24 protein-coding genes, 1 tRNA gene and 1 pseudogene are annotated in these 26170 nt (G+C 67.6%); 11 read left to right on the forward strand and 15 right to left on the reverse strand.

The features are described 5' to 3' along the window. Positions 1–66 precede the first annotated feature (66 nt). The 8 genes from AC30PD_RS06355 to speD form a co-directional block, all read right to left on the reverse strand. Positions 67–1530: a sensor domain-containing diguanylate cyclase gene (locus AC30PD_RS06355; protein WP_489534809.1), complete on the reverse strand. Its 1464-nt coding sequence runs from the start codon at positions 1528–1530 to the stop codon at positions 67–69. After that, the gene (locus AC30PD_RS06360) at positions 1530–2912 is read right to left on the reverse strand and encodes an aminopeptidase P N-terminal domain-containing protein (protein ID WP_489534810.1); all 1383 of its coding nucleotides are present in this window, start codon (positions 2910–2912) and stop codon (positions 1530–1532) included. Before AC30PD_RS06360 ends, AC30PD_RS06355 begins: the two co-directional genes overlap by 1 nt. Positions 2913–3035: 123 nt before the next feature. After that, positions 3036–3386, reverse strand: a complete 351-nt coding sequence (locus AC30PD_RS06365) for a hypothetical protein (protein ID WP_489534811.1) — start codon at positions 3384–3386, stop codon at positions 3036–3038. A gap of 5 nt (positions 3387–3391) precedes the next feature. After that, positions 3392–3799, reverse strand: a complete 408-nt coding sequence (locus AC30PD_RS06370; protein WP_489534812.1) for a phage holin family protein — start codon at positions 3797–3799, stop codon at positions 3392–3394. A 10-nt stretch (positions 3800–3809) separates the two neighbouring features. Beyond that, on the reverse strand, positions 3810–4124 hold the full coding sequence (locus tag AC30PD_RS06375) for an ElaB/YgaM/YqjD family protein (protein WP_489534813.1): 315 nt from the start codon (positions 4122–4124) through the stop codon (positions 3810–3812). A 49-nt stretch (positions 4125–4173) separates the two neighbouring features. Continuing rightward, on the reverse strand, positions 4174–4881 hold the full coding sequence (gene murU, locus AC30PD_RS06380) for an N-acetylmuramate alpha-1-phosphate uridylyltransferase MurU (protein WP_489534814.1): 708 nt from the start codon (positions 4879–4881) through the stop codon (positions 4174–4176). A 305-nt stretch (positions 4882–5186) separates the two neighbouring features. Further along, positions 5187–5774: a hemerythrin domain-containing protein gene (locus AC30PD_RS06385; RefSeq protein WP_489534815.1), complete on the reverse strand. Its 588-nt coding sequence runs from the start codon at positions 5772–5774 to the stop codon at positions 5187–5189. A gap of 69 nt (positions 5775–5843) precedes the next feature. Next, a complete protein-coding gene (gene speD, locus AC30PD_RS06390) occupies positions 5844–6242 on the reverse strand; it encodes an adenosylmethionine decarboxylase (RefSeq protein WP_489534816.1) in 399 nt (132 codons plus the stop codon). 138 nt (positions 6243–6380) lie between these two features. Here speD and tkt point away from each other — a divergent pair, with 138 nt between their 5' ends. The 4 genes from tkt to AC30PD_RS06410 all read left to right on the forward strand — a co-directional run bounded on the left by tkt (position 6381) and on the right by AC30PD_RS06410 (position 12598). Beyond that, complete coding sequence (tkt, locus tag AC30PD_RS06395; RefSeq protein ID WP_489534817.1) at positions 6381–8372, forward strand: transketolase; 1992 nt, start codon at positions 6381–6383, stop codon at positions 8370–8372. A gap of 35 nt (positions 8373–8407) precedes the next feature. Further along, positions 8408–9418: a hypothetical protein gene (locus AC30PD_RS06400; protein ID WP_489534818.1), complete on the forward strand. Its 1011-nt coding sequence runs from the start codon at positions 8408–8410 to the stop codon at positions 9416–9418. A 31-nt stretch (positions 9419–9449) separates the two neighbouring features. Then, entirely contained in the window at positions 9450–10448 is a 999-nt protein-coding gene (gap, locus tag AC30PD_RS06405; protein WP_489534819.1) for a type I glyceraldehyde-3-phosphate dehydrogenase, read from the forward strand. Between the two features lie 164 nt (positions 10449–10612). Next, complete coding sequence (locus tag AC30PD_RS06410) at positions 10613–12598, forward strand: S8 family peptidase (protein WP_489534820.1); 1986 nt, start codon at positions 10613–10615, stop codon at positions 12596–12598. A 21-nt stretch (positions 12599–12619) separates the two neighbouring features. On the opposite strand, the gene AC30PD_RS06415 is transcribed toward AC30PD_RS06410, so the two are convergent. From AC30PD_RS06415 to AC30PD_RS06425, 3 genes are read right to left on the reverse strand one after another with little or no spacing between them, the layout of a single operon-like run. Beyond that, positions 12620–13291: a hypothetical protein gene (locus tag AC30PD_RS06415; RefSeq protein ID WP_489534821.1), complete on the reverse strand. Its 672-nt coding sequence runs from the start codon at positions 13289–13291 to the stop codon at positions 12620–12622. Between the two features lie 10 nt (positions 13292–13301). Next, positions 13302–14210 carry a biotin--[acetyl-CoA-carboxylase] ligase gene (locus AC30PD_RS06420; protein ID WP_489534822.1) on the reverse strand — a complete coding sequence of 303 codons (909 nt, stop codon included), beginning with the start codon at positions 14208–14210 and terminating at the stop codon, positions 13302–13304. Between the two features lie 12 nt (positions 14211–14222). After that, positions 14223–14720 (reverse strand): SET domain-containing protein, encoded by a 498-nt coding sequence (locus tag AC30PD_RS06425; protein WP_489534823.1) that lies wholly within the window; start codon positions 14718–14720, stop codon positions 14223–14225. A gap of 110 nt (positions 14721–14830) precedes the next feature. On the opposite strand from AC30PD_RS06425, the gene AC30PD_RS06430 reads away from it, so the two are divergent. Both AC30PD_RS06430 and AC30PD_RS06435 read left to right on the forward strand, forming a co-directional pair. Then, positions 14831–17515 (forward strand): DNA topoisomerase III, encoded by a 2685-nt coding sequence (locus AC30PD_RS06430; protein WP_489534824.1) that lies wholly within the window; start codon positions 14831–14833, stop codon positions 17513–17515. A gap of 123 nt (positions 17516–17638) precedes the next feature. Further along, entirely contained in the window at positions 17639–18454 is an 816-nt protein-coding gene (locus tag AC30PD_RS06435) for a phosphate/phosphite/phosphonate ABC transporter substrate-binding protein (protein ID WP_489534825.1), read from the forward strand. Positions 18455–18463: 9 nt separating this feature from the next. On the opposite strand, the gene AC30PD_RS06440 is transcribed toward AC30PD_RS06435, so the two are convergent. Beyond that, the gene (locus AC30PD_RS06440; RefSeq protein WP_489534826.1) at positions 18464–18889 is read right to left on the reverse strand and encodes a BLUF domain-containing protein; all 426 of its coding nucleotides are present in this window, start codon (positions 18887–18889) and stop codon (positions 18464–18466) included. Positions 18890–18981: 92 nt separating this feature from the next. Then, positions 18982–19710, reverse strand: coding sequence for a GTP cyclohydrolase I (gene folE, locus AC30PD_RS06445; protein WP_489534827.1), 729 nt, complete (start codon positions 19708–19710; stop codon positions 18982–18984). 89 nt (positions 19711–19799) lie between these two features. Between folE and rsmB the strand changes: the two genes are divergently transcribed. The 5 genes from rsmB to AC30PD_RS06470 all read left to right on the forward strand — a co-directional run bounded on the left by rsmB (position 19800) and on the right by AC30PD_RS06470 (position 24898). Then, positions 19800–21137, forward strand: a complete 1338-nt coding sequence (rsmB, locus tag AC30PD_RS06450; RefSeq protein WP_489534828.1) for a 16S rRNA (cytosine(967)-C(5))-methyltransferase RsmB — start codon at positions 19800–19802, stop codon at positions 21135–21137. An 85-nt stretch (positions 21138–21222) separates the two neighbouring features. Further along, positions 21223–21756, forward strand: coding sequence for a DUF4390 domain-containing protein (locus tag AC30PD_RS06455; RefSeq protein WP_489534829.1), 534 nt, complete (start codon positions 21223–21225; stop codon positions 21754–21756). A gap of 28 nt (positions 21757–21784) precedes the next feature. After that, positions 21785–24082 (forward strand): sensor histidine kinase, encoded by a 2298-nt coding sequence (locus tag AC30PD_RS06460; protein ID WP_489534830.1) that lies wholly within the window; start codon positions 21785–21787, stop codon positions 24080–24082. Positions 24083–24088: 6 nt separating this feature from the next. Continuing rightward, on the forward strand, positions 24089–24784 hold the full coding sequence (locus AC30PD_RS06465; RefSeq protein ID WP_489534831.1) for a response regulator: 696 nt from the start codon (positions 24089–24091) through the stop codon (positions 24782–24784). A gap of 38 nt (positions 24785–24822) precedes the next feature. After that, positions 24823–24898 (forward strand) — tRNA-Phe (locus tag AC30PD_RS06470). Between the two features lie 28 nt (positions 24899–24926). On the opposite strand, the gene AC30PD_RS06475 is transcribed toward AC30PD_RS06470, so the two are convergent. Both AC30PD_RS06475 and AC30PD_RS06480 read right to left on the reverse strand, forming a co-directional pair. Continuing rightward, on the reverse strand, positions 24927–25961 hold the full coding sequence (locus AC30PD_RS06475) for a tyrosine-type recombinase/integrase (RefSeq protein ID WP_489534832.1): 1035 nt from the start codon (positions 25959–25961) through the stop codon (positions 24927–24929). Between the two features lie 92 nt (positions 25962–26053). Further along, a pseudogene (locus tag AC30PD_RS06480) lies at positions 26054–26161 on the reverse strand (helix-turn-helix domain-containing protein); the annotation flags it as partial. Positions 26162–26170: the final 9 nt, after the last annotated feature.

Genomic DNA, 26170 nt, shown 5'->3' on the forward strand with positions numbered 1-26170 from the left:
CTCATCTCGAAACGATCGGGCCTGCATCGTACCGGGGCCGGCGAGCCCCGGCGCCGCGCGTTGCAATCAGTCGAGCTGGGCTGCCTGCGTCGTGCGGCGGTCGTTCTCGGCCGACGCATAGAACTCGCGCTTGTCGGCGAACATCCGGTCGTCGGCGCGGCCCACGGTGGCTTCGAGCCGTTCGCCTTCTTTCGAGGTGGCACAACCCATCGCCAGGCTCAGCGGCGCGCCGGGGTAGAACTGGTTGTTCAGCTCGACCAGCGAACGCACACGCTCGATCATTTGTTGCCCGGCGCGCGGGTCGGCACCGGGCAGCAGCAGCACGAATTCGTCGCCACCGATGCGGGCGGCGCAGATCGGCTTGTCGGCCAGTTTGCCGAGCACCTCGCCGGCACGGCGCAGCAGAGCGTCGCCGGCCGCGTGGCCGCTCTGGTCGTTGGTGGCTTTCAGGCCGTTCAGGTCGAGCGCCACCACCGTCACGGGGTACGGGCCCTTGCGCTCCAGGCGGTTCAATTCGTCCTCGAAGAACGCGCGGTTGCGCAACTGGGTCAGCACGTCGTGCTTGCCCAGGTATTCGAGGTAGGCCTCGGCCTTCTTGCGGGCGGTGATGTCGAGCAGCGCCACCTGCACCAGTTCCCAGGTTTCTTCGGAGCCGGGCAACACCGAGAACTGCAGCATCACGTGGATGCGCTCGCCGTCGAGGCCGTAGTTCACCACTTCGCGCTGTTGAAGCAACTTGCCGTTCCACAGGTCGATGAGCTGTTCGGTGAAGGCCGGCTGCATTTCGTCGCGGAAGATCTGGCCGAGGTTCTGCAGCAGCGTCGCCTTGTCGGGCGCATGGAACATCTCGAGCGTGCGCCGGTTCACGTCGATCACGCGGATTTCTTCCATGCAGCGCTGCACGAACTCCGGGTGCACGTTGGTGAAGGTGCGAAAGTCATCGATGCCACGCGCACGCACGTCGTTCATCAGCCGCTTGATGGCGCTGAAGTCTTCGACCCACAGCGACACCGGCGAGTCCTGGAACAGCCCGCGGGCGTAACGCTCGCTGTCGGCCAGGCGGTGTTCGGCGCGGGTGCGCTCGGTGATGTTCTCGATCGCCACCAGCACCCGGCCCCACTGCGCGTGGTGGCCCGGCAGCACGGTGCCCTTGACGAGGATTTCGAGGCGCTCGCCGTCCAGCGTGTAGTTGACGGTCTGGCTCGAAAAACCCAGCCGCCCTTCCCACAGCGAGACCAGCTCTTCGATGTGGGCCTGCAGCATCGCGTCGCGGAACACACGGTCGAGGTTGGCCACCAGGTGCGGCAGATCGCGGGCCTTGAACAGTTCGAGTGTGCGGCGGTTCACCGAGACCACCTTGAGCTGGCGGCTGCACTCGGCCACGCGCGCCTTGTCTTCGATCAGGTAGCGGCGCAGGTCGCTGATGCCGGCGGCACGCCAGCGGTCGAACAGGGTGTGCAGCGCGCTGTAGTCCTCGAGCCAGAGCGACACCGGCGCCAGCTCGAACATCTCTTCGAAATCGGTGCTCATCACGAACTCTCTTGCATCCATCGTTCAATCTCGGCGGCAGCCACGGGCACGCCGCGGCTGATCAGCTCGCAGCCTGTTTCGGTGACGACAGCGTCGTCTTCGATGCGGATGCCGATGTTCCAGTAACGCTCGGGCACGCCGGGCGCCGGGCGCACGTAGAGGCCGGGTTCGAGCGTGACCACCATGCCCGGCTCGAGCAGGCGCGAAGGCCGCAACATCGCCCGGCCGCCCAGGCCGTCGGCCTGCTCGACCGGTTCTTCGGCGATCGACACGTAGTGGCCCACGTCGTGCACGTCGCGCCCGAGCCAGTGGCCGGTGCCGTGCATGTAGAACTGGCGGTAGGCGGCCGATTCGACCACCGCGTCCAGGTCGCCGACCTTCTGGCGGTCGAGCAGGCCGGTGTCGAGCATGCCTTGCGCGAGCACGCGCACCGCGGCGTGGTGGGCGTCGCGCTGGCGTGCGCCGGGCCGGGTGGCGGTGGCCGCAGCTTCTTGCGCGGCCAGCACGATGTCATACAGCTCGCGCTGCGCCGCCGAGAAGCGGCCATCGGCCGGAAAGGTGCGGGTGATGTCGCTGGCGTAACCGTCGAGTTCGCAGCCGGCGTCGATCAGGCACAGCTCGCCGGCGTGCAGTTCGGTGCTGCCGGCGGCGTAGTGCAGGATGCAGGCGTTCGCGCCCGCCGCCACGATCGACGGGTAAGCCGGGCTCTGCGCACCGTGGCGGCGGAACTCGTGCAGCAACTCGGCTTCGATTTCGTATTCGCGCACGCTGCCTTGCGGTGCAGCGCGGAACCGCTGCCCGCAGAAGCGCATGGCCCGCGCATGCGCACCGGCGCTGATGCGCGCCGCCTCGCGCATCAGCGCCAGTTCTTCGGGGCCCTTGCGCAAGCGCATCTCGGCCAGCAGCGGGGCCAGGTCTTGAAGGCTGGCGGGCGCCTGCAGGCCGCGCCGCGTGCGCAGCGCCGCAAGCCAGCCGTCGATCTGTTTCGAGAGCTGGGCGTGCACGCCGAACGGGAACCACACGGCACCGTGGCCGCTGAGAAGTTCCGGCATCAGCGTATCGAGGCTCGCCACATCGAGGGCACGGCTGACGCCGAGCGCGCCCGGCGCCGCCGCCGGACCGAGGCGCACGCCGTCCCAGATCTCGTGCGCCGGGTCTTTTTCGCGGCACAACAGGGTCGACTCGCCGCTGTCGGCCAGCAGCAGCCAGGCCTGCGGCTCGTCGAAGCCGGTCAGGTAATGGAACGAGCTGTCGTGGCGGTAGGGGTGGTCGTTGTCGCTGTTGCGCTGGCGTTCGGGGGCGGTCGGGATCACCGCCACACCGCCGCCGGCCGCACGCAGGGCCTGCGCCAGGCGCGCGCGACGGTCTGAAAAGGCGTTCATGGCGTCACTGTAGCGCGGGCCCCCGCCCCGATGGCCGGCGGATCGTGACGCTTTGTGCCGCCCTGTCCCTTTGTGCCGACATGGGTCGGCAACGACGCAGCAGGTGTGCGAATGTGCCCGGTTTCAGCGCTGGCGGTTGCGGGCGGCGCGCCAGCCGAACCAGGCCGCCGCGCCGAGCACGGCCAGCCTGACGAGGCGGCGGCTGCGCCCGTTCAATACCGGCGCCGCCGCCCCGAGCAAAGTGGCCACCACGCGGTAGCGGCGCAGCAGCGTCCAGGCCTGGCCGAGCCAGCCGGCGCCACGCTCGCCGCGCGCACCCAGCAAGGCCTGGCTCCAGCCACCACCGCCGAGCACGGCGCGCAGCAGTTGCGGCACGCTGGCGGCTTCGCGCACCCGCGCCAGGTCGCGCCGAAGCTCGACCCGCTGGTAGGCGATGCGGGCCAGCAGCACCTGTTTCTGGGCGTGTCGGTCCATCGTGGTCAGCCCGGCTCTGCCGGCGCGCGCGCGGTGGATTCGCCGCGCAGCACGGCGGCGTCGACACGCAACTCGGCGAGCGTGTCGGCCAGCAGCGGCGGGCTGCTGCGCAGGTGCGTGCGCAACCACCACAACACGCCTGCGCCGGCGGCGAAATAGGCGAGGGCGAGCCAGCCCAGCACCGCATGGCCAAGGGTGCCCCAGAGCGCCACAACCAGCCAGGCCGACAAGGCGGCCACGGCGCCACCCAGCAACAGCAGCGCCGCGAAGCTCGCGATGACCGTGAGCACGAGCCGGCCACCGGCCTCGCCGAGCTCGAGGCTCGCGAGTTCGAGCCGGTTCTGCAGCATGCCGAACACGCTGCCGCCGAAGCGGGCGAGTGCGTCCGGCAGGCCGGGCCCGTCCCTGCTCATGGTGTGCAGTTCAGCGGCGCGAGATCAGCAGGCCGACCACGACACCGATGCTCGCGGCCGCGAGGATCGAACGCCACGGGTGGTCGTGCACGTAGTCGTCGGTGGCATGGGCGGCAGCCTTGCCCTTCTCGAGCGCAGCGTGCTGCGCATCGGCGATCTTTTCGCGCAGGGCCTTGAGCTGTTCCAGGGCGCGGCCGCGCAACTCCGCCGCTTTTTCGCCGGTGCTGGCGGCCGCTTGCGCGAGCATGTCTTCGGCACCGCTGATGGCTTTCTGGACATCGGACGCGGCGTCGTCGGCGACAGCCGCGGTGGTCTTCGCATTCATCTTGCAACTCCTCTGTGCGTGGCGGTTGGGGTGGACGGCTCCCGGCCCATCATAGTTCCCGGTTCAGCGCCTGCAATTGTTCGGGCGTGCCCACGTTCTCCCACGCGCCGCGGTACACCTCGGCGCTGATGCGGTGCACGCGCATGCCTTCGTAGAGCAGCGGCCCGAGCGGCAGCTTCGTGCCCGGCACGATGTGCGAGCACAGCGTGGCCCGGCACACCGCCAGGTTGGCGTAGGTCCAGCGCCGGCCGTCGGGGCCGGGCGTGTCGGCCAGGGCCAGGCCGTCGGCGTCGAGGCCGAAGTCGCCCTGCGGATGAAAACCCGGATTCGGCACCAGCCACAGGTGCGCCAGGTGGCTGCCGTTCTCGAAGTTGTCTGCGGCCGCGGCGTCGACACGGAAGTCGGGCGCGAAGATGTCGCCCGAGATCAGCCAGAAGCAGTCGTCGGCGTGCTCCACCAGCAGCGGCAAGGCCTTGGCGATGCCGCCGGCCGTCTCGAGCGCGCCACCGTGGTCGCGCCCTTCCATCGAATAGCGGATGCGCAGGCCCCAGCGCGCGCCGCTGCCGAGCGCTGCTTCGATGCGCTCTTCCAGCCACGCGGTGTTGACCACGACCTCTTTCACGCCGCCCCGGGCCAGCGCTTCGAGGTGCCATTCGATCAGCGGCTTGCCACGCACCGCGAGCAGCGGCTTCGGGGTGTGGTCGGTCAGCGGCCGCATGCGTTCGCCGCGGCCGGCGGCAAGGATCATGGCTTTCATCGGCCTGCAGTCTATGCGCGCTGCGGGCCGGCGGCCACCAGGGCCTGTTAACGCTATGGGAGGGCTCGCGTGACTCAGCAAACGGGCGCCCGCAAGGCGCAAAGCGCAGTCATGGTGGCTGCCATGGCGAGCATTTGCAACGCGGCGGGCGCCCGTTTGCTGAGATCACCCTGCGGGCCGGTGGCAGGCAAACCGCAGGGCCGCGTTGCACGCTCGTTGTGTGCGCAAGGCACACGGCCTCGCGCGCGCCTTGCCCTGCGGCTTGCCTGCCGCCGGCGCGAGCCCTCCCATAGCGTTAACAGGCCCTATCGCACCGCCGGGCCGAGCCCGATCGGTGCGGGCGCGGTCATCACGATCTTGCTGAACAGCGGACGGTACTCGTCGGCCGGCGTGTGCCCGGTCAGTGGGTCGCGGTTGGCCTCGAACGCGGCGTCGACGCGGGCCCAGTCTTCGGCGTTCAGCGCGTGTTCGGCGAGCGGCAGGATCTCTGACTCTTCGAGCGCCATGTGCGAGAGGTAGAAGTCGATGTAGCGGCCGACCGATTCTTCGAACGCGGCGCGGCGCGGCTCACCGAGCACCTCGAAGGCCAGCAGGTCGTGTTCGAGTGCGCGAATCGCCTTTTCGCCACGCACGTGGTCGAGTTCCAGCTTGTCGAGCGTGGCGGCGGCTTCGGGGCAGCGCTCGCGTACTTTCGGGAACAGCAACTCCGTCTCCTTGGCGTGGTGCAAACGCTCGGGGAATTCGTCGACATAGAACAGCATGGCGCGCAGCACGCCGAAGTCGGGCTGCTGGCCCTTGCGGCGGTACTCGGCGAGCAGCATCGACAGCGAGCGCAGCATCGCGGCAAGGGCCTGGTGTTCTTCGCGGATGATGGTCAGGGCAGGGTGTGGCATGCGGGTTCTCCGGCGTCAGCGCCATGCCCCTAGCGTGGCACCGCCCGCGGTGCCGGCGCTTGCGCCAGATCAAGCCGGCGTCACGCCCCGCCCACGCTGCAGTGCGTGCCGCTCGACCGCTTGCGGCTCGAACGCCGCGAGCAGCGCGTCGAGCAGCGCCTGCGCCTTGGCCGAGTTGTCGCTGCCGAGGTTGCACACGTACACGTCGAGCGTGACCGCGGCGATCTCGGGCCAGGTGTGCACGGCCAGGTGCGACTCGGCCAGCAGCACCACGCCGGTGATGCCCACGGGCACCTGCGGATCGACACCGGCCGCAGGCGCGAAGCGGTGGAACAGTTCGCCCACCGGTGCCAGGCCGGCGCCGCGCACGGCGGCCAGGCACACCTCGCGCAGCGCGGCCGGGTCGAGCATCACGCTGCGCCCGGCGGGGCAGCCGCGCAGGTCGGCGGTGAGGTGCAGTCCTTGCATGCGCAGAATTATCCGGTCCACCACGCCGGCCGAATCCGGCGCGGCAGGGTCGGCCCCTAAAATGGCGCTCCCGCCCAACCCGAACCCCGCACGCGCATGGCCACGACCTCCACCCTTTCGCAGGGTCAATCGACCCTCATGGCCAATGCGATCCGCGCGCTGGCGATGGACGCCGTTCAGCAGGCCAATTCCGGCCACCCCGGCGCGCCGATGGGCATGGCCGAGATGGCCGTGGGTTTGTGGGGCCAGCACCTGCGCCACAACCCGGGCAACCCGCAGTGGGCCAACCGCGACCGCTTCGTGCTCTCGAACGGCCACGCGTCGATGATTCTTTACGCGCTGCTGCACCTCAGCGGCTACGACCTGCCGATGAGCGAGCTGCGCAACTTCCGCCAGCTGCACAGCAAGACGCCGGGCCACCCCGAGCACGGCCTCACGCCGGGTGTTGAAACCACCACCGGCCCGCTCGGCCAGGGCATCGCCAACGCGGTCGGCATGGCCTTGTCGGAAAAGCTGCTGGCGAAAGAATTCAACCGCGACGGTCATGCGATCGTCGACCACCACACCTACGTCTTCCTCGGCGACGGCTGCCTGATGGAAGCCATCAGCCACGAAGCCTGCGCGCTGGCCGGCGCATGGAAGCTCAACAAGCTGATCGCGCTGTACGACGACAACGGCATCTCGATCGACGGCAAGGTCGAGCCCTGGTTCATCGACGACACGCCCAAGCGCTTCGAAGCCTACGGGTGGAACGTGATCCGCGGCATCGACGGGCATGACGCTGCAGCGGTTTCCGCCGCCATCACCGCCGCCAAGGGGCTGGACAAGCCCACGCTGATCTGCTGCAAGACCACCATCGGCAAGGGCTCGCCGAACCGCGCCGGCACGGCCAAAGCGCACGGCGAAGCGCTCGGCGCAGAAGAGATCAAGCTCACCCGTGAAGCGATCGGCTGGTCCAGCGAACCCTTCGTGGTGCCCGAGCCGGCCTACACACTCTGGGACGCGCGCGAAGCCGGCCTGGCCGCTGAAACGCGCTGGGTCGCCGACTTCGAAGCCTATAGCAAGGCCTATCCCGAACTCGCGCTCGAATTCGCGCGCCGCATGGACGGCGAGCTGCCCAAGGGCTGGGCGCAGGCGGCCGTCGACGCCGCCGTGGCCGCACACACCAAGGCCGAGACCGTGGCCAGCCGCAAGGCCAGCCAGATCGCGCTCGAAGCCTTCACGAAAGCCCTGCCCGAGTTGCTGGGCGGAAGCGCCGATCTGACCGGCTCGAACCTCACCAACACCAGCAGCACGCCGGCCTTCCGCCTCGAAGCCGACGGCAGCAGCAACGGTGGCCGCCACATCAACTACGGCGTGCGCGAATTCGGCATGGCCGCCATCATGAACGGCGTGGCGCTGCACGGCGGGCTCATCCCCTACGGCGGCACCTTCCTCACCTTCAGCGACTACAGCCGCAACGCGATCCGCATGGCCGCGCTGATGAAACAGCGCGTGATCCACGTTTTCACGCACGACAGCATCGGCCTGGGCGAAGACGGCCCCACGCACCAGAGCATCGAACACGCCGCGTCGCTGCGGCTGATCCCCGGGCTCGATGTCTGGCGCCCCTGCGACACGGCAGAGACCGTGGTGGCCTGGGCCTGCGCGATCGAAAGCAAGAGCCGCCCGAGCGCGCTGCTGCTGTCGCGCCAGAACCTGCCCTACGCTCCGAAAGCCTCGCTCGATGAAATCTCCAAGGGCGCCTACGTGCTGGCCGAGCCGAGCGAAGTCGGCCTGAAGAAAAAGGCCCAGGCCGTGATCATCGCGACGGGCTCCGAAGTGCAGCTCGCGCTGCACGCGCAGCAGCAACTCGCCAAGAGCGGCGTCGCGGTGCGCGTGGTTTCGATGCCGTCGACGAGCGTGTTCGACCGCCAGCCGGCCGCGTACAAGAACAGCGTGCTGCCCAAGGGCGTACCGCGCATCGCGGTCGAGATGGGTGTGACCGACGGCTGGTGGAAGTACGGCTGCGCCGCCGTCGTTGGCATCGACACCTACGGCGAGTCGGCGCCCGCGCCCGCATTGTTCAAGCACTTCGGCTTCACGTCTGAGAACGTGGTGGCGACGGTGCGCGCTGTGCTGGGCCGCTGAGCAACCATTGAACGCAGACCCGACGGGATGCCGCATTGAACGCAGCCTCAGCAAGTCGACGTCTGACCGGCGCGGCGCTGCTGTTCGCCTGTTTGGGAGTGCACGCCCAAGGACTGCAGTTCGACCCGCCGGCCTCGCAGCTCGGTTGCCTCACTTCCACCAAGCCTGAGTACAAACGCCCCGAGTTTCCCGAGGTAGCGCTGAAAGCGGCACAGATCGCCGTGACACGCGTCCGGCTTCGTTTCGTCTCGGCCGATCAGGCGCCGGTGGTGGATGTGACCTACAACAGCGGCGACGAAACTTTCGCTCTTGCGGTGCGCGAATTCGTGGCCACTTATCGGTTGCCATGCATGAACCCTGCGGGTGGCGCAGTCGAGGCGACTCAGGAGTTCCAGTTCGTCTCGCGCGGCCCGGAGCCGCTCGTGGTGCTAGCGCCACCGCGCTCAAAAGGCCGCACGATCGGCGATCTCGATGCTGCATGCCTGGCGCCGATCTTCAACGCGCCACCACCCGCATACCCTCCCGATGCCCGTACACGTGGCGAATTCGGGACCGTGGTCATCCAGGTGACGTTCGTGAGTGCCGAAGCCGAGCCGGATGTGAAGGTTCTGTACAACGCCGGCAGTCGCTTGCTGGGGAACGTAGCGCGCAATGCCGCTGCCAAGTACCGCCTTCCCTGCATGAAACCCGGCGAGCCTCCATTGAGCGGAATACAGAGTTTCAAGTTCAGCTTTGGTGACGGAGAATCTCAACTGCAACCCCAGGTGAGTCTCCTGCAACTCGCGGCCATGATCAAAGACGTGGCCGCGCAGAAGGTGCGCTTCGATTTCAACACGATGGGGTGCCCATTCGACTTGAAGTTCAGCCCCTATCGCCCCTACACATCCAACCGCGTGGCAGAACTGGTCACGAGCGACCCGAACCGGCGCGAACTGCTGGAGTGGCTTCGTGCCGCCACCCTCGACATCCCCCCGCAGGCCATGAAGACCGTGATTGGCAACTCGACCACAGTATCTGTCCCGTGCGGCGTGCTCGATCTTTTGTGATTCCGTTCAATCTTTCCAGGAGCTTTTCAACATGACCATCAAAATCGGCATCAACGGCTTCGGCCGCATCGGGCGCATGGTGTTTCGCGCTGCCGTGCAGAACTTCAACGAGATCGAAGTCGTCGGCATCAACGACCTGCTCGAACCCGAGTACCTGGCCTACATGCTGCAGTACGACTCGGTGCACGGCCGCTTCAAGGGCACGATCGCGGTCGACGGCAACACGCTGGTCGTGAACGGCAAGAAGATCCGCCTGACGCAAGAGCGTGACCCCGCGGCGCTGAAGTGGAACGAGGTCGGCGCCGACATCGTGGTCGAGGCGACCGGCCTGTTCCTGACCAAGGAGACCGGGCAGAAGCACATCGACGCGGGTGCGAAGAAGGTGATCATGTCGGCGCCGTCGAAAGACGACACGCCGATGTTCGTGTTCGGCGTGAACGACAAGAGCTACAAGGGCGAAGCGATCATCTCGAACGCTTCTTGCACCACCAACTGCCTGGCGCCCGTGGCCAAGGTGCTGCACGACAAGTGGGGCATCAAGCGCGGCCTGATGACCACGGTGCACGCCACCACCGCCACGCAGAAGACCGTGGACGGCCCGAGCAACAAGGACTGGCGTGGCGGCCGCGGCATTCTGGAAAACATCATTCCTTCGAGCACCGGTGCTGCTAAAGCCGTGGGCGTGGTGATCCCGTCGCTGAACAAGAAGCTCACCGGCATGTCGTTCCGCGTGCCGACTTCCGACGTGTCGGTGGTCGACCTCGTCGTCGAGCTCGAGAAGGAAGCCAGCTACAAGGAGATCTGCGCCGAGATGAAGGCGCAGTCGCAAGGTGCGCTGAAGGGCGTGCTCGGTTACACCGAAGACAAGGTGGTGTCGACCGACTTCCGCGGCGAGTCGATGACCTCGGTGTTCGACGCCGAAGCCGGCATCGCGCTCGACGGCACCTTCGTGAAGGTCGTCTCCTGGTACGACAACGAGTGGGGCTACTCGAACAAGGTGCTCGAGATGGTGCGCGTGGTCGCGAAGTAAGCGGCGGCCCGATCTGCTGACCAGCCCGCTCTCGAGCGGGCTTTTTGTTGCTTGCGGGCTTTACATCCGCGTACAACCGCGTGCGAGGTGGCGGTATTCCTACGCGCTCGGCAGGGGTGGCCGAGGCCTACACTTTGCGGTCCATCGTCGGGTGTCGGGTTCACATGCAGATCACATCGTTTCGTCGTTCGATCACGGTCATCGGGCTGGGTTTGCTGGGTGCCGCGGCCGCCACCTCCGCCTGGAGCGCCGCCGAACGCGGCCCGCTGCGGCGCGCACCTCTGGTTCAGGTGGCCGAAACCGAAGCGCGCGTGATCGTCAAGTTCAAGGCAGATTCGAGCATGATGCGCGCGCTCGCCGCCAGCGCGAACGCGGCGCGGCCGATGCAGGCACAAGCCTTGTCGACACGCCTCGGCCTGGAGATGAGCGACGGCCACGCGCTCGGGCCGCGCACCCAGGTGATCACCGCCAAGGGCATCGGCTCGCGTGAACTGGCGGCGCGCCTGGCGGCGCAGGGCGACGTCGAATACGCCGAGGTCGACGAGCGCATGCGCGCCATGGCCGCGCCGAACGACCCGCGTTACCTCACCTCGCCGAGCCCAGTCGCCGGGCAGTGGTACCTGCGGGCACCGAACGCCACGCTGGTCTCGGCCGTGAACGCCGAAGCGGCGTGGGACATCACCACCGGCCGCAGCGCGGTCGTCGTGGCCGTGCTCGACACCGGCATCCGCGGTGACCACCCCGACCTGGCCGGCAAGTTGCTGCCGGGTTACGACTTCATCAGCAACAGCCTCAACGCGAACGACGGTGACGGCCGTGACGCCGACCCGTCCGACCCCGGCGACTGGGTCGATGCGGCCGACGTGGGCGTGGTGCCCGGCTGCGCCAACGAAGACATCGGCGACAGCATCTGGCACGGCACGCAGACCTCGGGCCTGATCGGCGCGGCCACCAACAACGGCATCGGCATGGCCGGCATCGGCCGCGACGTGCGGATCCTGCCGGTGCGGGTGCTGGGCAAGTGCGGTGGGTTGTCTTCCGACATCCAGGCGGCGATGCTGTGGTCTGCCGGTTTGGCGGTCAGCGGTGTGCCCACGAACCCCAACCCGGCGAAGGTGATCAACCTCAGCCTGGGCTCGGCCTCTGCCACCTGCAGCCAGTCTTATCAGGACGCGGTGAACGCGGTGGTCGCGGCCGGAGTCGTCGTGGTCGCTGCGGCCGGCAACGAAGGCCTCACGGTCGGTTCGCCGGCCAACTGCACCGGTGTGATCGGCGTGGCGGGCTTGCGCCACACTGGCACCAAGGTCGGGTATTCCAACCTGGGCGCCAAGGCGTCGATCAGCGCGCCGGCTGGCAACTGCTTCAACAGTGCCGGCGCCTGCCTGTACCCGCTGCTGACGACCACCAATTCCGGCACGCAGGGCCCGGTCGCCAACACTTACACCGACGGCATCAACGACCTGACGCTCGGCACGAGTTTCTCGGCGCCTTTGGTCTCGGGTACCGCGGCGCTCATGATCTCGGCCAACCCGGCGCTGAGCCCGGCCCAAGTGCTCGCCGCGCTCAAGAGCACGGCGCGTGCCTTCCCATCGACCGGTGCCGACCCCGGCGTGCAAGCCTGCACCACGCCCACCTCGACGGCGCAGAACAGCGAGTGCTACTGCACCACCAGCACCTGCGGCGCCGGCATGCTCGACGCCGGCGCGGCGGTCGCGGCGGTGGCGGTGGTCACCGCGAACATCGCGGTCGCGTCGTCGGCGGTCGTGGTGGGCGACGTGGTCGCGCTCAACGGTACGCAGTCGCGGGCCAGCGGCACGGCCAGCATTGCGGACTACTTGTGGGAAGTGACGAGCGGCAGCGCCGCGATCACGAGCGCCACCAATGCATCGAGCGCCACGCTGGTGGCCAGCGCGGCGGGCACCGTTGTCGTGAGCCTGACCGTGACCGACAGCGCCGGCCGCCAGGCCAGCACGAACACCACGCTCACGGTCAGCGCCAGCCCAGGAACGCCGGTGACCCCCGCGCCCACCTCGGGTGGCGGTGGTGGTGGTGGCGCACTGAACCTCGAATGGCTGCTGACGCTGGTGGCGTCGACGCTGGCCCTGCACCTGGCCGCGCGGCGCCAGCGGCGCCTGGCAAAAGCGCGCTGACCGGCGCGTCGACCCGCGGCGCTACGGCGCCTTCGCGCAGGGCACGAAACCCTTGCCCACGCTGCCGGCCTTGAGCGCCAGCAGCTGGGCCGCCAGCGTTTCGTCGGCGCGCGCTGCGCGCAGCCAGGTCGCGCTGCCCACGGGGCTGAGTTCAACCACCCGTGCCGTGCGAACACCTTGCTGCGTGAAGCGCTCGAGCGCGGCGTCGGCGGCAGCGCGCACGTCGAAGCGCCCGAGCGACAGGCCGCGGTCGAGTGCGGGCGGCGTGCGCACCACTTCGAAGTCGAGCTTCAGGCGCTTGAGCTCCTGCTCTTTTTTCGTCAGGCCTTCGGTGTCGACGAACTTGCCCATGTAGACGATCCACGTGCCCGGGGTTTCGGTTTTCACTTCGGCCCAGCTGCCCTCGGCGGCGTTGGGCAAGGCCTGTTTCAGCGCCGCGTTCGCAGCCACCAGCTCGGGGCCGCCAAACGGGCCGGCTTCCAGGCAGACCGGCGCTGCGCTGGCCTTCACGCTCGAGGCCGCCGCTTCAGGTGGCAGGATCTGCACGGTCTCGGGCCGCACCTGGCGCGCCAGGCGCTCGGGTTCGCGGTCGCCGATGGCGCGAACGCCCACCACGCCGTCGAGCCAGCCCTGGCTCCAGGAATAGAAGCCCACGTTCGCGAGGATCAGCGCGAGCAGCACCAGCCTGAGCATCGCGCCGCCTTCAGCGCGGGCCGAGCGGCGCCTGCAACGAGTTGCCTCGCAGGCGCACGCTGACTTCGCCGCTCGACACGCGCTTCAGCCCGGCGTCGGTCTGGACCAGCAGTTCGCCGTGCTCTGAAACGCCTTGCGCCACGCCGTCGATCGCGTCGGCCTGCGTGGTGCGCACGGCCCGGCCGCACAGCAGGTCGCGGGCCGCGAAGCCAGCCGCGAAAGCCGCGAAGCCTTCGGCCTCGAAGCGCTTGAGCGCGTGCACCAGCGGCACGATCACCTGCGCCAGCACGCTCGGCGCGGTGCTGGTGGGGGCCAGCTCCTGGATCGCCCCGAAGCCGCTGGCGAAGTCGTCGGCACCGAAGGGCAGGATGTTCAGGCCCACGCCGATGACGACCAGCCGTTGCGGCCCGGCCGCCACGGTCTCGATCAGCACGCCACCGAGCTTGCGGCCTTCCTGGCCCTCGGCCACGAGCCACAGGTCGTTGGGCCACTTCAGGCCGATGCGCAGGCTGCCCGGCGTGGCGTCGAGCGCGTCGGCCAGCGCCACGCCCACGGCCAGCGACAGGCCCGACCAGTCGCTGCTCGCCAGGGGCAGGCTGAGCGAAAAGGTGAGCGACGAGCCCGGCGCAGACTTCCAGGCGCGGCCTTGCCGGCCGCGGCCGCCGATCTGGTTCTCGGCCACCAGCAGGCAGGGCTGCACGTCGACCGCGCGCCGCCCGAAAGCAGCACTCTCGACACTGCGGCGCACCTGCACGTTGCCGGCTTCGAGTTCGCTTTCCTGGACCACGCGGGCGCGGTCGAGCAGGGCGGTGTTGGTCGAGATCGTGCTATGGACGACCTCGACGCTGAGGCCTGGCAACAGCGGTTCGAGCTGTTGCCACAAGGCTTCGGCGCCCCACTGCAGCGATTGTTCGGGCATGGTGCGTGTGCGTCAGCGCTTGGGGGCGAGCATGGTGCCGCGGCAGCCCTTGGTGCCGCAGCGGCACTCGAACTGCTTCTTGAGCTTGGGCGTGTAGCGCTCGTCGATGATCAGGCCGTAGTCGTAGAACAACTCTTCGCCGGGCTTGATGGCGCGCAGCGCCTTGATGAAGACCCGGCCGCCGACTTCGTCGGCCTCGCAGTTGGGGCTGCAGGCGTGGTTGATCCAGCGCGCCGCGTTGCCGCCGACCTTGGCGTCGATCACATGCTTGTCATCGACGTGGAAGTAGAAGGTGTGGTCGGGGTCTTTCGGGTCGTGCGGGTGGCGGCGCAGCGCTTCCTTCCAGGTGATGACCTCGCCCTTGTACTCGATGATGAAGTCGTCGCGCTTGATCGGCGCCACTGCGAACACGCCCTTGCCGTGCACGCCCGACAGGCGCACCTGGATGCGGCGGCCACTGGCCTTGGCAGAAGTGGGCGAAGGGTCGTTGGCGGCGGCGGCTTGCGTCATCGGATTCTTTGGGTACATTGAAATCATGGGTGCGCGCGCGTGTGCGTGCGCGCGAGAAGCCCGGATTGTATTGATGCGGTGGCGTGGCCCCGCCCATTGACGAAAGAAACATGAGCAAGTCCCTGATCATTGCCGAGAAGCCTTCTGTCGCGCAGGACATCGTGCGCGCCCTCACCCCCAGCGCCGGCAAGTTCGACAAACACGACGAATACTTCGAGAGCGACACCTTTCTCGTCACGTCGGCCGTGGGCCACCTGCTGGAGATCAAGGCGCCCGAAGAGTTCGACGTCAAGCGGGGCAAATGGAGCTTCGCGAACCTGCCGGTGATCCCGCCGCACTTCGAGCTGAACCCGATCGACAAGAGCAAGGGCCGGCTCGGCGCGATCATGAAGCTCGTCAAGCGCAAGGACGTGAGCGAGCTCATCAACGCCTGCGACGCGGGCCGCGAAGGCGAGCTGATCTTTCGCCTGATCCAGCAGCACAGCAAGAGCAAGCACCCGGTCAAGCGGCTGTGGCTGCAGAGCATGACGCCGGCGGCCATCCGCGACGGCTTCGAGCACCTGCGCAGCGACGCGCAGATGTTGCCGCTGGCCAGCGCCGCGCGCTGCCGCTCCGAGGCCGACTGGCTGGTGGGCATCAACGGCACGCGCGCGATGACGGCCTTCAACTCGCGCGACGGCGGCTTCTTCCTCACCACCGTGGGCCGGGTGCAGACACCCACGCTGTCGATCATGGTCGAACGCGAAGAGAAGATCCGCAAGCACGTCTCGCGCGACTACTGGGAGATCAAGGCCACGTTCGCGGCCCAGGCCGGCGAGTACGAGGGCAAGTGGTTCGACCCGAAGTGGAAGAAGAACCCCGACGACGCCGAAGCGCGCGCCGACCGCCTGTGGAACGAGCGCGACGCCCGCGCGATCATGGACGCCGCGCTCGGCCAGCCCGCCAGCGTGAGCGAAGAGGCCAAGCCCAGCACGCAGAGCTCGCCCGGCCTGTACGACCTGACCACGCTGCAGCGCGAGGCCAATTCGCGCCTGGGCTTCAGTGCCAAGACCACGCTGAGCATCGCGCAGGCGCTGTACGAAAAGCACAAGGTGCTCACCTACCCGCGAACCGACAGCAAGCACCTGCCCGAAGACTACGTCGACGTCGTCAAGCAGACGATGAAGATGATCTCCACCGAAGACATGCCCGGCCCGCTGCGCGCTCTGGCCGCACATGCGAAGACGGCGGTCAAGGAAGGCTACGTCAAGCCGAACAAGAAGATCTTCGACAACGCCAAGGTGTCGGACCACTTCGCGATCATCCCGACGCTGATGGCGCCGAAGAGCCTCTCGGAGATCGAGGCCAAGCTCTACGACATGGTGGTCAAGCGGTTTCTCGCGGTGTTTTTCCCGAGCGCCGAGTTCATGGTCACGACGCGCATCTCGACGGTCGCGAACGAAGGCAAGGAATACAAGTTCCAGACCAACGGCAAGGTGATGGTCAAGCCCGGGTGGCTCGCCGTCTACGGCCGCGAAGCGCAGGAAGACGACGCCAACCTGGTGGCCGTGGCGCCGGGCGAGATCGTGCGCACCGAAGACGTGGTCGTGAACGCACTCAAGACCAAGCCGCCCGCGCGCTACACCGAGGCGACGCTGCTCAGCGCGATGGAAGGCGCCGGCAAGCTCATCGACGACGACGAACTGCGCGAAGCGATGCAGGAAAAGGGCCTGGGCACGCCGGCCACGCGCGCGGCCATCATCGAGGGGCTGATCTACGAGAAGTACATCCACCGCGAAGGCCGCGAGCTGGTGCCGGGCGCCAAGGCCTTCCAGTTGATGACGCTGCTGCGCGGGCTGGGCGTGGAAGACCTGACCAAGCCCGAACTCACCGGCAACTGGGAATACCAGCTCTCCGAGATGGAAAAGGGCAAGCTCGAGCGCGAGACCTTCATGGCCGAGATCGCGGCGATGGCCGAGCGCATCGTCAAGAAAGCCAAGGAATACGACCGCGACACGATCCCCGGCGACTACGCGACGCTGAAGACACCGTGCCCGAACTGCGGTGGCGTCGTGAAGGAAAACTACCGCCGCTTCGCCTGCACCGGCAAGCCGGGCGCCGCCGAAGGCTGCGGCTTCTCGATCAGCAAGATTCCGGGCTCGCGCTCGTTCGAGCTCGACGAAGTGGAGACCTTTCTCGCCGACAAGAAGATCGGCCCGCTCGAAGGTTTTCGCTCGAAGGCGGGTTGGCCTTTCACCGCCGAACTCAAGCTCGCGTTCGACGACGAGATCAAGAACTGGAAGCTCGAATTCGACTTCGGCGAAGACGCGAAGAATGCCGGCGAGTCGGGCGAGCCGATCGACTTCTCGGCCCAGGAAAGCCTGGGGCATTGCCCGAAGGATCAGGGCCGCGTGTACGAGCACGGCACGAGTTATGTGTGCGAGCACGCGGTCGGCGCCAACGTGACCTGCGACTTCAAGAGCGGCAAGATCATCCTGCAGCAGCCGGTGGCGCGCGAGCAGATGACGAAGCTGCTCGCCAGCGGCAAGACCGACCTGCTGGAGAACTTCGTCTCCAACAAGACCCGTCGCAAGTTCAAGGCGCGCCTGGCCTACGACAAGAAGGAAGGCAAGGTCAGCTTCGAGTTCGAGCCGCGCGTGGCGCGGCCGGGCAAGGGGCCGGCGGCCAAGACGGCGGCGGCCGACAAGGCGCCCGCAGCCGAGGCCGAGGTCGAAGTGAAGACGCCCGCCGCGAAGAAAGCGCCTGCTGCGAAGAAGGCCGCCCCGCGCAAGGCCGCCGCCAAGAAGGCCTCGTAGCGTCGGCAGGGTGGTGTGCAAAACGCCACGCTGCCCCGCCGCGTGGCCGAGTGAGACATGGGTTCACCGTTCAAAAGCGCGGAAACTCCTGCCTTCGGTGCTTTTTCGCCGCAAGGAAACAAGATGAAACCGATTTTCAAGCGCTGGGGTGTGGCGCTGCTTCTGGCAGCGTCGTCGACGCTGTCGCACGCGCTGGTGTTCGCTGTGAACGAAGGCGTGACCTACCGCGTGCCGAACGAAGAAATCCGCGCGAAGTACGCTGCCATCGCTGCCGACCTGACCAAGCTGCTGAGGCAGCCGGTTGTCATCGAGCCGATCGGCGGTTACCCTGCCCTGCGCCAGGGGCTGGCCGACAAGGCCTACGATCTGGCGATGGTGCACCCGGCGCACCTGTCGATCGTGGCGATGAAGAACTCCGGCTACAAGCTCGTGGCCGTGACCAAGGGCTTTCAGGACTACCGCGCCAACTTCCTCGTGAAGGCCGATTCCAAGCTGACCTCGCTCGCCGAACTGAAGGGCAGCAAGCTCGGCGCGCCCGACGAAGATTCGATCACCGCGTGGATGATCCGCGCGAGCATCCGCGACGCGCTGGGTGATGCCAAGCAGGTGAGCTACGTCTACACCCGCTACCAGGACGCCGTGCCGTTCTTCGTCGAGAACAACCTGACGCTGTCGGGCGCGACCGCCGCCGGCGGCGTGATCAAGGACTGGAAGGCCAAGGGCGGCAAGGTGCTGGCGCAGTCGAAGCCGGTGCCCATCAAGCACATCATCGCCAGCCCCAGCATGAGCGCCGCCGATGTCGACGCGGTGCGCGACTACCTCTTGTCGCTCGACGCGACTGAAGATGGCAAGAAGAAGCTCGCGCCCACCAAGTGGCAGGGCTTCGCGGCCTACGACCAGGCGGCGTTGATGGCGATGGGCGTCTGGCTGGGTCTCTGAGCTTCTGCCTCAGCCGAGGCACACCACCGAAGCGGTCGCCACCAGTTCGTTGAACAGCGCGGCCGAGGCCTTGCCCGACACCGCGTACGGGTCGAGCACCGCCGATTCCGAGTACTTCAGCAGCAGCGCCGGGTTCAGCCGGTTCATGTTGACCTGGCCCATCGCCCAGCCGGCGAAGCTGCGCTCTTCGATCTCGTCGTAGCTGAGCAGCACCACGTCGCGGTGGCGCGGGTCTTGCGCAATGCGGTTGTACAGGGCGCTCACCTGCGAACGCCCGCCTTCGAGCACCTGCAGGAAGATGTCGCCCGAAAAACACAACACGCCTGTCACGCCCGCGGGCGGGTTGTTGAGGGTGGACTTCTTCAGGATCGCCTGCAGCGAATCCTGCCGCACCGGCTCGGTGGCGCGGCTCGCATACATCAGTCGTACCAGCATGTCAGTTCTCCCGCCGGGCCGCCCCAAGGGGAACTGCACCCCCTTGGGGGGCGGCGAACGTAGTGAGACTCGGGGTCAACATGTTCTTGTCCTCAAACTTTCTTGCTGAGCAGCGACAGGAATTCGCGCCGCAGGTTGGCGTCTTTCAGGAAGGCGCCGCGCATCACGCTGTTGGTCATCATCGACTCGTCGTCCTTGACGCCGCGCCAGTGCATGCAGAAGTGGTCGGCTTCCATCACGATGGCCAGGCCGTCGGGCTTGACCCGTGCCTGCAATTCGTTGGCCAGCATCGTGACCGCCTCTTCCTGGATCTGCGGGCGGCTCATGATCCAGTCGCAGATGCGCGCGTACTTGCTCAGGCCGATCAGGTTCGAGTGTTCGTTCGGCATGATGCCGATCCAGACCTTGCCCATGATCGGGCACAGGTGGTGCGAGCAGGCGCTGCGCACCTTGATCGGGCCGACGATCATCAGCTCGTTCAGCCGCGACGCGTTCGGGAACTCGGTGACCGACGGCATCGGCACGTAGCGCCCGCGGAACACTTCGGTCAGGAACATCTTGGCCACGCGCTTGGCCGTTTCGTTGGTGTTGTGGTCGCTCTCGGTGTCGATGACGAGCGAGCGCAGCACCTCCTGCATCTTCGCTTCGACCTCGGTGCGCAACTCGTCGATCTCGCCGTCTTCGATGAAGGCCGAGATGTTGTCGTTGGCGTGGAAGCGGCACTGCGCACCGACCAGGCGGTAACGGATGCGCTCCGACGCCGCCAGGCGCGACAGGTCTTCTTCGGTTCTGAAAATCGGGGTCGGGTTCTCGCCGCGCATCGGTCACTTTCGGGGGTGATCAGCCAGAGAGCGTACCGCAGCCAAGGGAATCGGGCGGGCGCCACAGCCCAGACCGTAGACTGCGCGCGGTGAATACCGTCACCGCACCAACGTCTCCGCCAGCTTCGCTGCCGCTCGCCCGGCTGCTGAACCATGCGGCCGACGCGGTGCAGGCGGTGCGCGCCGGCCGCTCGCTCAACGCCGCGCTGGCGGCCTGCCCGGCGGCGGCCCGGCCCGGCGCCCAGGCGCTGAGCTTCCACGCACTGCGCTGGCTCGGCGCCGCGCAGGCCTTGCGCGCGCAACTGGCCCCGAAAGCGCCCGCGCCGGCGGTCGACGCCTTGCTGCTCACGGCACTGGCGCTGCTCTGGCCGGCGGCCGAGTCGCGTTATGGCGAGCACACGCTCGTCGACCAGGCGGTCGACGCGGCGCGCCAGCGCGCCCGGCAGAGCGCGGCTTTTGTCAACGCGGTGCTGCGGCGCTTTCTGCGCGAGCGAGACACGCTCGTCGAAGCCGCGCTGCGCGATCCGATGGCGCGCTACAACCACCCGCGCTGGTGGATCGACCGGCTGAAGGCCGACTGGCCCGCGCAGTGGCAGGCGATTCTCGAGGCCAACAACGCCCACCCGCCGATGACATTGCGGGTCAACGCGCGCCGAACCACGGCGCCTGCCTATGTGGCCCGGCTGGCCGAGGCCGGCATCCCGGCGCAAGCCAGCGGCCCGCACGCCGTGACGCTGGCCGAGCCGCGCCCGGTGACACAACTGCCCGGCTTCGCGCAAGGTGATGTGTCGGTGCAAGACGCCGCCGCGCAGCTTGCCGCACCGTTGTTGATCGGCCCCGGCCTGCCGCCCGGCGCGCGTGTGCTCGACGCCTGCGCCGCCCCCGGCGGCAAGACGGCGCACCTGCTGGAGCTGGCCGATCTCGACGTGCTGGCGCTCGACAGCGATGCCCAACGCCTGCAGCGGGTGCACGAGACGCTGGCGCGGCTCGGCCTCACGGCCCGCAGCGTGGCCGCCGATGCCGGCGACCCGTCGGCCTGGTGGGACGGCCGGCCGTTCGACGCGATATTGCTCGACGCGCCTTGCAGCGCCGCCGGCATCGTGCGCCGCCACCCCGACGTGCGCTGGCTGCGCCGAGCCACCGACATCGACACGCTGGCACACACCCAGGCCCGTCTGCTCGACGCGCTGTGGCCTTTGCTCAAGCCCGGCGGCCGGCTGCTGTATTGCACCTGTTCGGTCTTCAAGGCCGAGGGCCAGGCCGGCATCGACGCTTTTTTGCAACGCCAGCCCGGCGCGAAGCTGGCCGCCAGCCCCCCATCGCCCGGCCACCTGCTGCCACTGCCCGACAATGGAAGCGAGCACCCGGCGACAGCTGAACCCGCGCCGGGTGACGGGTTCTATTACGCCCTGCTAGAGAAGACCTGAGGTCCACGGCCCCATGCACAGCGCGGTATCGGCACACCCTGTTTCCCGGCCCCGCGCATCGCAGCGCGGCCGGCGGGGCTGGGCCGTGCTGCTTCAGGGCCTGGTGCTGATGGCGCTGTGGCTCGTGCCCGCGGCCCGCGCCGCCGACCCGCAACTCGCGAACTTCGAAGTGGTGCACAACGAAGAAGGCGTGCTGCTGACCTACGCCGTCAACGGCGAGTTGTCGCGCAGCGTGGACGACGCGCTCGGCAAGGCCGTGCCGCTGTACTTCGTGGCCGAGGCCGAGATCTTCCGCGACCGCTGGTACTGGCGTGACCTGCGCGTGGCCAACGCCGTGCGCATCTGGCGCATCGTGTACCAGCCGCTCACCTCGACCTACCGCGTCACCTTCGGCGGCCTGAGCCAGAACTACAACAGCCGCGAAGAAGCCTTCGCGGCCATCAGCCGCACCTCGCGCTGGAAGATCGCCGAGGCCACGCAACTGGCCGACGGCAGCCGCCACTACGTAGAGTTCAGCTACCGGCTCGACACCACGCTGCTGCCGCGGCCGATGCAGATCGGCGTCGGCGGCCAGGCCGACTGGAACTACGCCGTGCAGCGGGTCCAGCGCATCAACTGACAGCCCTTCAGGCGCGGCAGTCAGCCCCATGAAAAAAGCGACACGCTGGGCGTGGATCATCTCCACCGTGGCGGCCACCGGCACCGGCCTGGTGCTGGCGTTTTTGCTGTCGATCGCCACCAACAACCCGGCACTGTACGAGCGCCACTACGTCTGGCTGTTCTGGGTCAACCTGGTCGTTGCCAGCTTGCTGGTGCTGGTGATCGCGATCGCCGCGGTGCGCCTGCTGCTGCGTGTGCGGCGGCGCAAGTTCGGCAGCCGCCTGCTGCTCAAGCTGGCGGCGATCTTCGCGCTCGTCGGCGTGGTGCCGGGCGTGCTGATCTACACCGTGAGTTACCAGTTCGTCTCGCGCAGCATCGAGAGCTGGTTCGACGTGAAGGTCGAAACCGCGCTCGACGCCGGCCTGAAGCTCGGCAAGGGCACGCTCGACTCGGTGGTGAGCGACGTGGCCGCCAAGACCCGCCTGGCCGCCGAGCGCCTGGGCGACACCCCCGGTGCAGCTCAGCCGCTGGCGCTGGAGCGGCTGCGCGAGCAGCTCTCGGCGCAAGACATCTCGATCGTCGGCGCCGCCGGCCAGAGCCTGCTGACCACCGGCGCCACGGCCGAGCGCTGGATGCCCGAGCGCCCGGCCGCCACGCTGCTGCGCCAGGCGCGCAGCGCACGCGTGGTGAGCGAACTGGTCGGGCTCGACGAAGACGCCAATGCCACCGGCAGCGCCGGTGCTGCGCGGGTGCGGGCACTGGCCTACATCCCGAGCACCAGCTTCGCGCTCGGCGAAGAAGACCACTACCTGCTGGTCACGCAGTTGCTGCCCCCCACGCTGGCCGCCAACGCCCTGGCGGTGCAGACGGCCTACCGCGAATACCAGCTGCGCGCCCTGGCCCGCACCGGGCTGCGCCAGATGTACATCGGCACGCTCACGCTCGCGCTGGTGCTGGCGGTGTTCGGCGCCTTGTTGATGGCGGTGGCTTTCGGCAACCAGCTCGCGCGCCCGCTGCTGCTGCTGGCCGACGGCATGCGCCAGGTGGCGCAGGGCGACCTGAGCACCAAGGCCGTGTTCGCCTCGGGCGACGAGCTCGGCGGGCTGACCCGTTCTTTCGCCGACATGACCGAGCAGCTCTCAGACGCGCGCTCGCTGGTGCAGCGCAGCGTGGTGCAGGTGGAAGGCGCGCGCGCCAACCTGCAGACCATTCTCGACAACCTGACCGCCGGCGTGATCGTGTTCGACCGCGCCGGCAACATCGACACCGTGAACCCCGGCGCCACGCGCATCGTGCGTTTGCCGCTCTCGGCCTACCGCGGCCGGCCGCTGACCGACGTGCCCGGCATCGGCGCTTTCGCGCAGGCGGTGTGGCAGCGCTTCGAGCTGCACGCTGCCAGCCCCGAGGCCGGCGAGCGGGACCACTGGCAAGACTCGTTCGAGCTGCAGACGCAGGCGATGGACGGCCGCGACCGCGACTCGACCACGCTGCTCGTGCGTGGCGCGGCCATGCCGCACGGCGCGCGGCTGATGGTGTTCGACGACATCACCGAGCTCGTCTCGGCGCAGCGCAGCGAGGCCTGGAGCGAAGTGGCGCGGCGCCTGGCGCACGAGATCAAGAACCCGCTCACGCCGATCCAGTTGTCGGCCGAGCGCCTGCAGCACAAGCTCGGCAACAAGCTCGAAGGGGCCGACCAGGCCATGCTCGCCCGATCGGTCGACACCATCGTCAACCAGGTGCAGGCGATGAAGGCGCTGGTCAACGAGTTCCGCGACTACGCCCGCCTGCCGGCCGCGCACCTGGCGCCGCTCGACCTGAATGCGCTCGTCAGCGAAGTGCTGGGCCTGTACGGCAACGCGCAGGAAGCCGGCCGGCTCGGCGCGAAGCTCGGCGCTGCGCTGCCGGCGATCGTGGGTGACAGCACCCAGCTGCGCCAGGTGATCCACAACCTCGTGCAGAACGCGCTCGACGCCGTGAACGAGCAGGCCGACGGCCGCGTGCGCATCGAAACCGAGGTGGCGCGCAACGAACAGGGCCAGCCGCGCGTGGTGCGCCTGCACGTGATCGACAACGGCCCGGGCTTTTCAGACAAGGTGCTCAAGCGGGCTTTCGAGCCCTACGTCACCACCAAGAGCAAGGGCACCGGCCTGGGGCTGGCGGTGGTGAAGAAGATCGCCGACGAACATGGCGCGCGGGTGCGCATCACCAACCTGGGCAGCAACGCCGAAGGCGAGGGCGGGGCGCCTGTGGCGCGCGGGGCGCAAGTCTCGCTATCATTCGCGAAATTCGCACCGGCCGACCCGAACCGCGCACCCGCGGCCAACGATCGGGCCGAAGCGCACTGAGCATCCATGGCGACCATTCTTGTAGTTGACGACGAACTCGGCATCCGCGCGCTGCTGTCGGAAATATTGGCCGACGAAGGCCACACGATCGAGCTGGCCGAAAACGCCGCGCAGGCCCGCGCCTGCCGCGAACGCCTGCGCCCCGACCTTGTGCTGCTCGACATCTGGATGCCCGACGTCGACGGCATCACGCTGCTGAAGGAATGGGGCGCCACCTCGCTGCTGAACATGCCGGTCATCATGATGAGCGGCCACGGCACGATCGACACCGCCGTCGAGGCCACCAAGTTCGGCGCGATGGCCTTCCTGGAAAAGCCGATCACCCTGCAGAAGCTGTTGCGTGCGGTGGAGCAGGGCCTGGCCAAGCCAGCCTCGCGCACGGGCACGGCGGCGAATACCGGCAACAACCTGCACAACGACGCCGGCCTCACCGTCGAGTCGGCCATGACCGGCGGCGTGATGCTGCCCACCGCACCTTTGATGCTGGGCCCGCAGTCGGAGCAGAGCTTCGACCTGGACCGCCCGCTGCGCGAAGCGCGCGACGCGTTCGAGAAGAGCTACTTCGAGTTCCACCTGGCGCAAGAAAACGGCAGCATGACGCGCGTGGCCGAAAAGACCGGGCTGGAGCGCACCCACCTGTACCGCAAGCTCAAACAGCTGGGTGTGGACCTGTCGCGAAACAAGCGCAGCGGCATGCTGTGAGGGCAGGCCCGCCGAGCCAGCTATAATCGTCGGCTCACGGCCTGGTAGCTCAGTTGGTAGAGCAGCGGATTGAAAATCCGCGTGTCGGTGGTTCGATTCCGCCCCAGGCCACCAGTGAATTCAAGGACTTAGCGCGAAAGTGCTAGGTCCTTTGTTCATTCTGCGTAGCTGCAGCGTAGCCACCAAACGCATCAAGCCGATTCGCTGCGCCCTGCAAAGCCTCTGGGGCCAAGTGGGCGTAGCGCTCAACCATCGCCCCAGTCTTCCAACCCCCAAGCCGTTGAAGCTCGTGTGTCGGTGTTCCGGCCTGGCGATGCCAGGTTGCAAAGGTGTGCCGCAAGTCGTGCCACTTGAAGTTCTCGATGCCTGCGCGTTCCAGCGCTGCCTTGAAGGCCTTGGTGTAGACGTTGGCTAGTGGCTCGCCCTTGTGGGTGAACACCTTCGTGGGGTGTTTGCCAACCTGTCTGCGCAACACCGACAACGCCATCTCGTTGAGCGGTACGGAATGCGGGCTGCCGTTCTTGTGTTGGCTCCCCGGTATCCATGCGTGCTTGCGGTCCAAGTCCACGCATTGCCACTCAAGTCCCTTCACGTTCGCCTGTCGCAGCCCGGTTGCCACTGAAAACACAGCCATATCGGCTAGGTGTGTCGGTAGCTCTAGGCGCAGCTTTTCGAACTCTTGGGGGCTCAGGGAGCGAACCCGCCCTTCGGCTTCCTTGAACATCTTGAACTTCGGTACCCGCTCGGTCCATTCCCACTCATTGCACGCACGCCGCAGAATGGCGCGTATCAACGCGAGGTAGCGATTCGTCGTTCCGCCTTTGGCGATCTTCTCGCGGTCGAACTTGATGCGATCAATCAACGTTCGGTCGATCTCGTCGAGTCGTTTGTCTCCCAGGTAAGGATGCAGCCAACGAAGCTTTGCGATGTCATCACCGTGCGTGGCCTTGTGCTTCGTTTCCAAGAGCCACCGTTCGGCCGCCTCCTGCCAGTCGTGACGAGGCTTTACGCCGAGCCTGGCTTGTTCCCATCGTGAGTGAGCGAGTCGGTCGTGGACCTCTTTCGCCTCTCGTCGATCGGTAGTCCCAGTGCCCTGCTGTAAAGGCTTCGATTCACCCCGGATGGGCGGTAATTTGACCCACCAATACCGTGAGTCCTTGCGTCTGTAGAGCGACATTCAGATTTCTCCTGAAGATCGACCACGGACACACGCGCGAGTGATTCTGACACCAGCCGATCAATCAGCAAGCGTTCGACGAAGACCCAAGCCCGACCGACCTTGCAGGCAGGCATCGCGCCGCTGCGTGCCAGCTTCTGCAACGTCTTCGGATGAACCTTCAGCAGCCGCGCGGCTTCCGTGAGATCAAGGGTGGACACGACCGGCCC

This window comes from Rhizobacter sp. (genome assembly GCF_032229685.1).
Taxonomy (GTDB): domain Bacteria; phylum Pseudomonadota; class Gammaproteobacteria; order Burkholderiales; family Burkholderiaceae_C; genus LMDS01.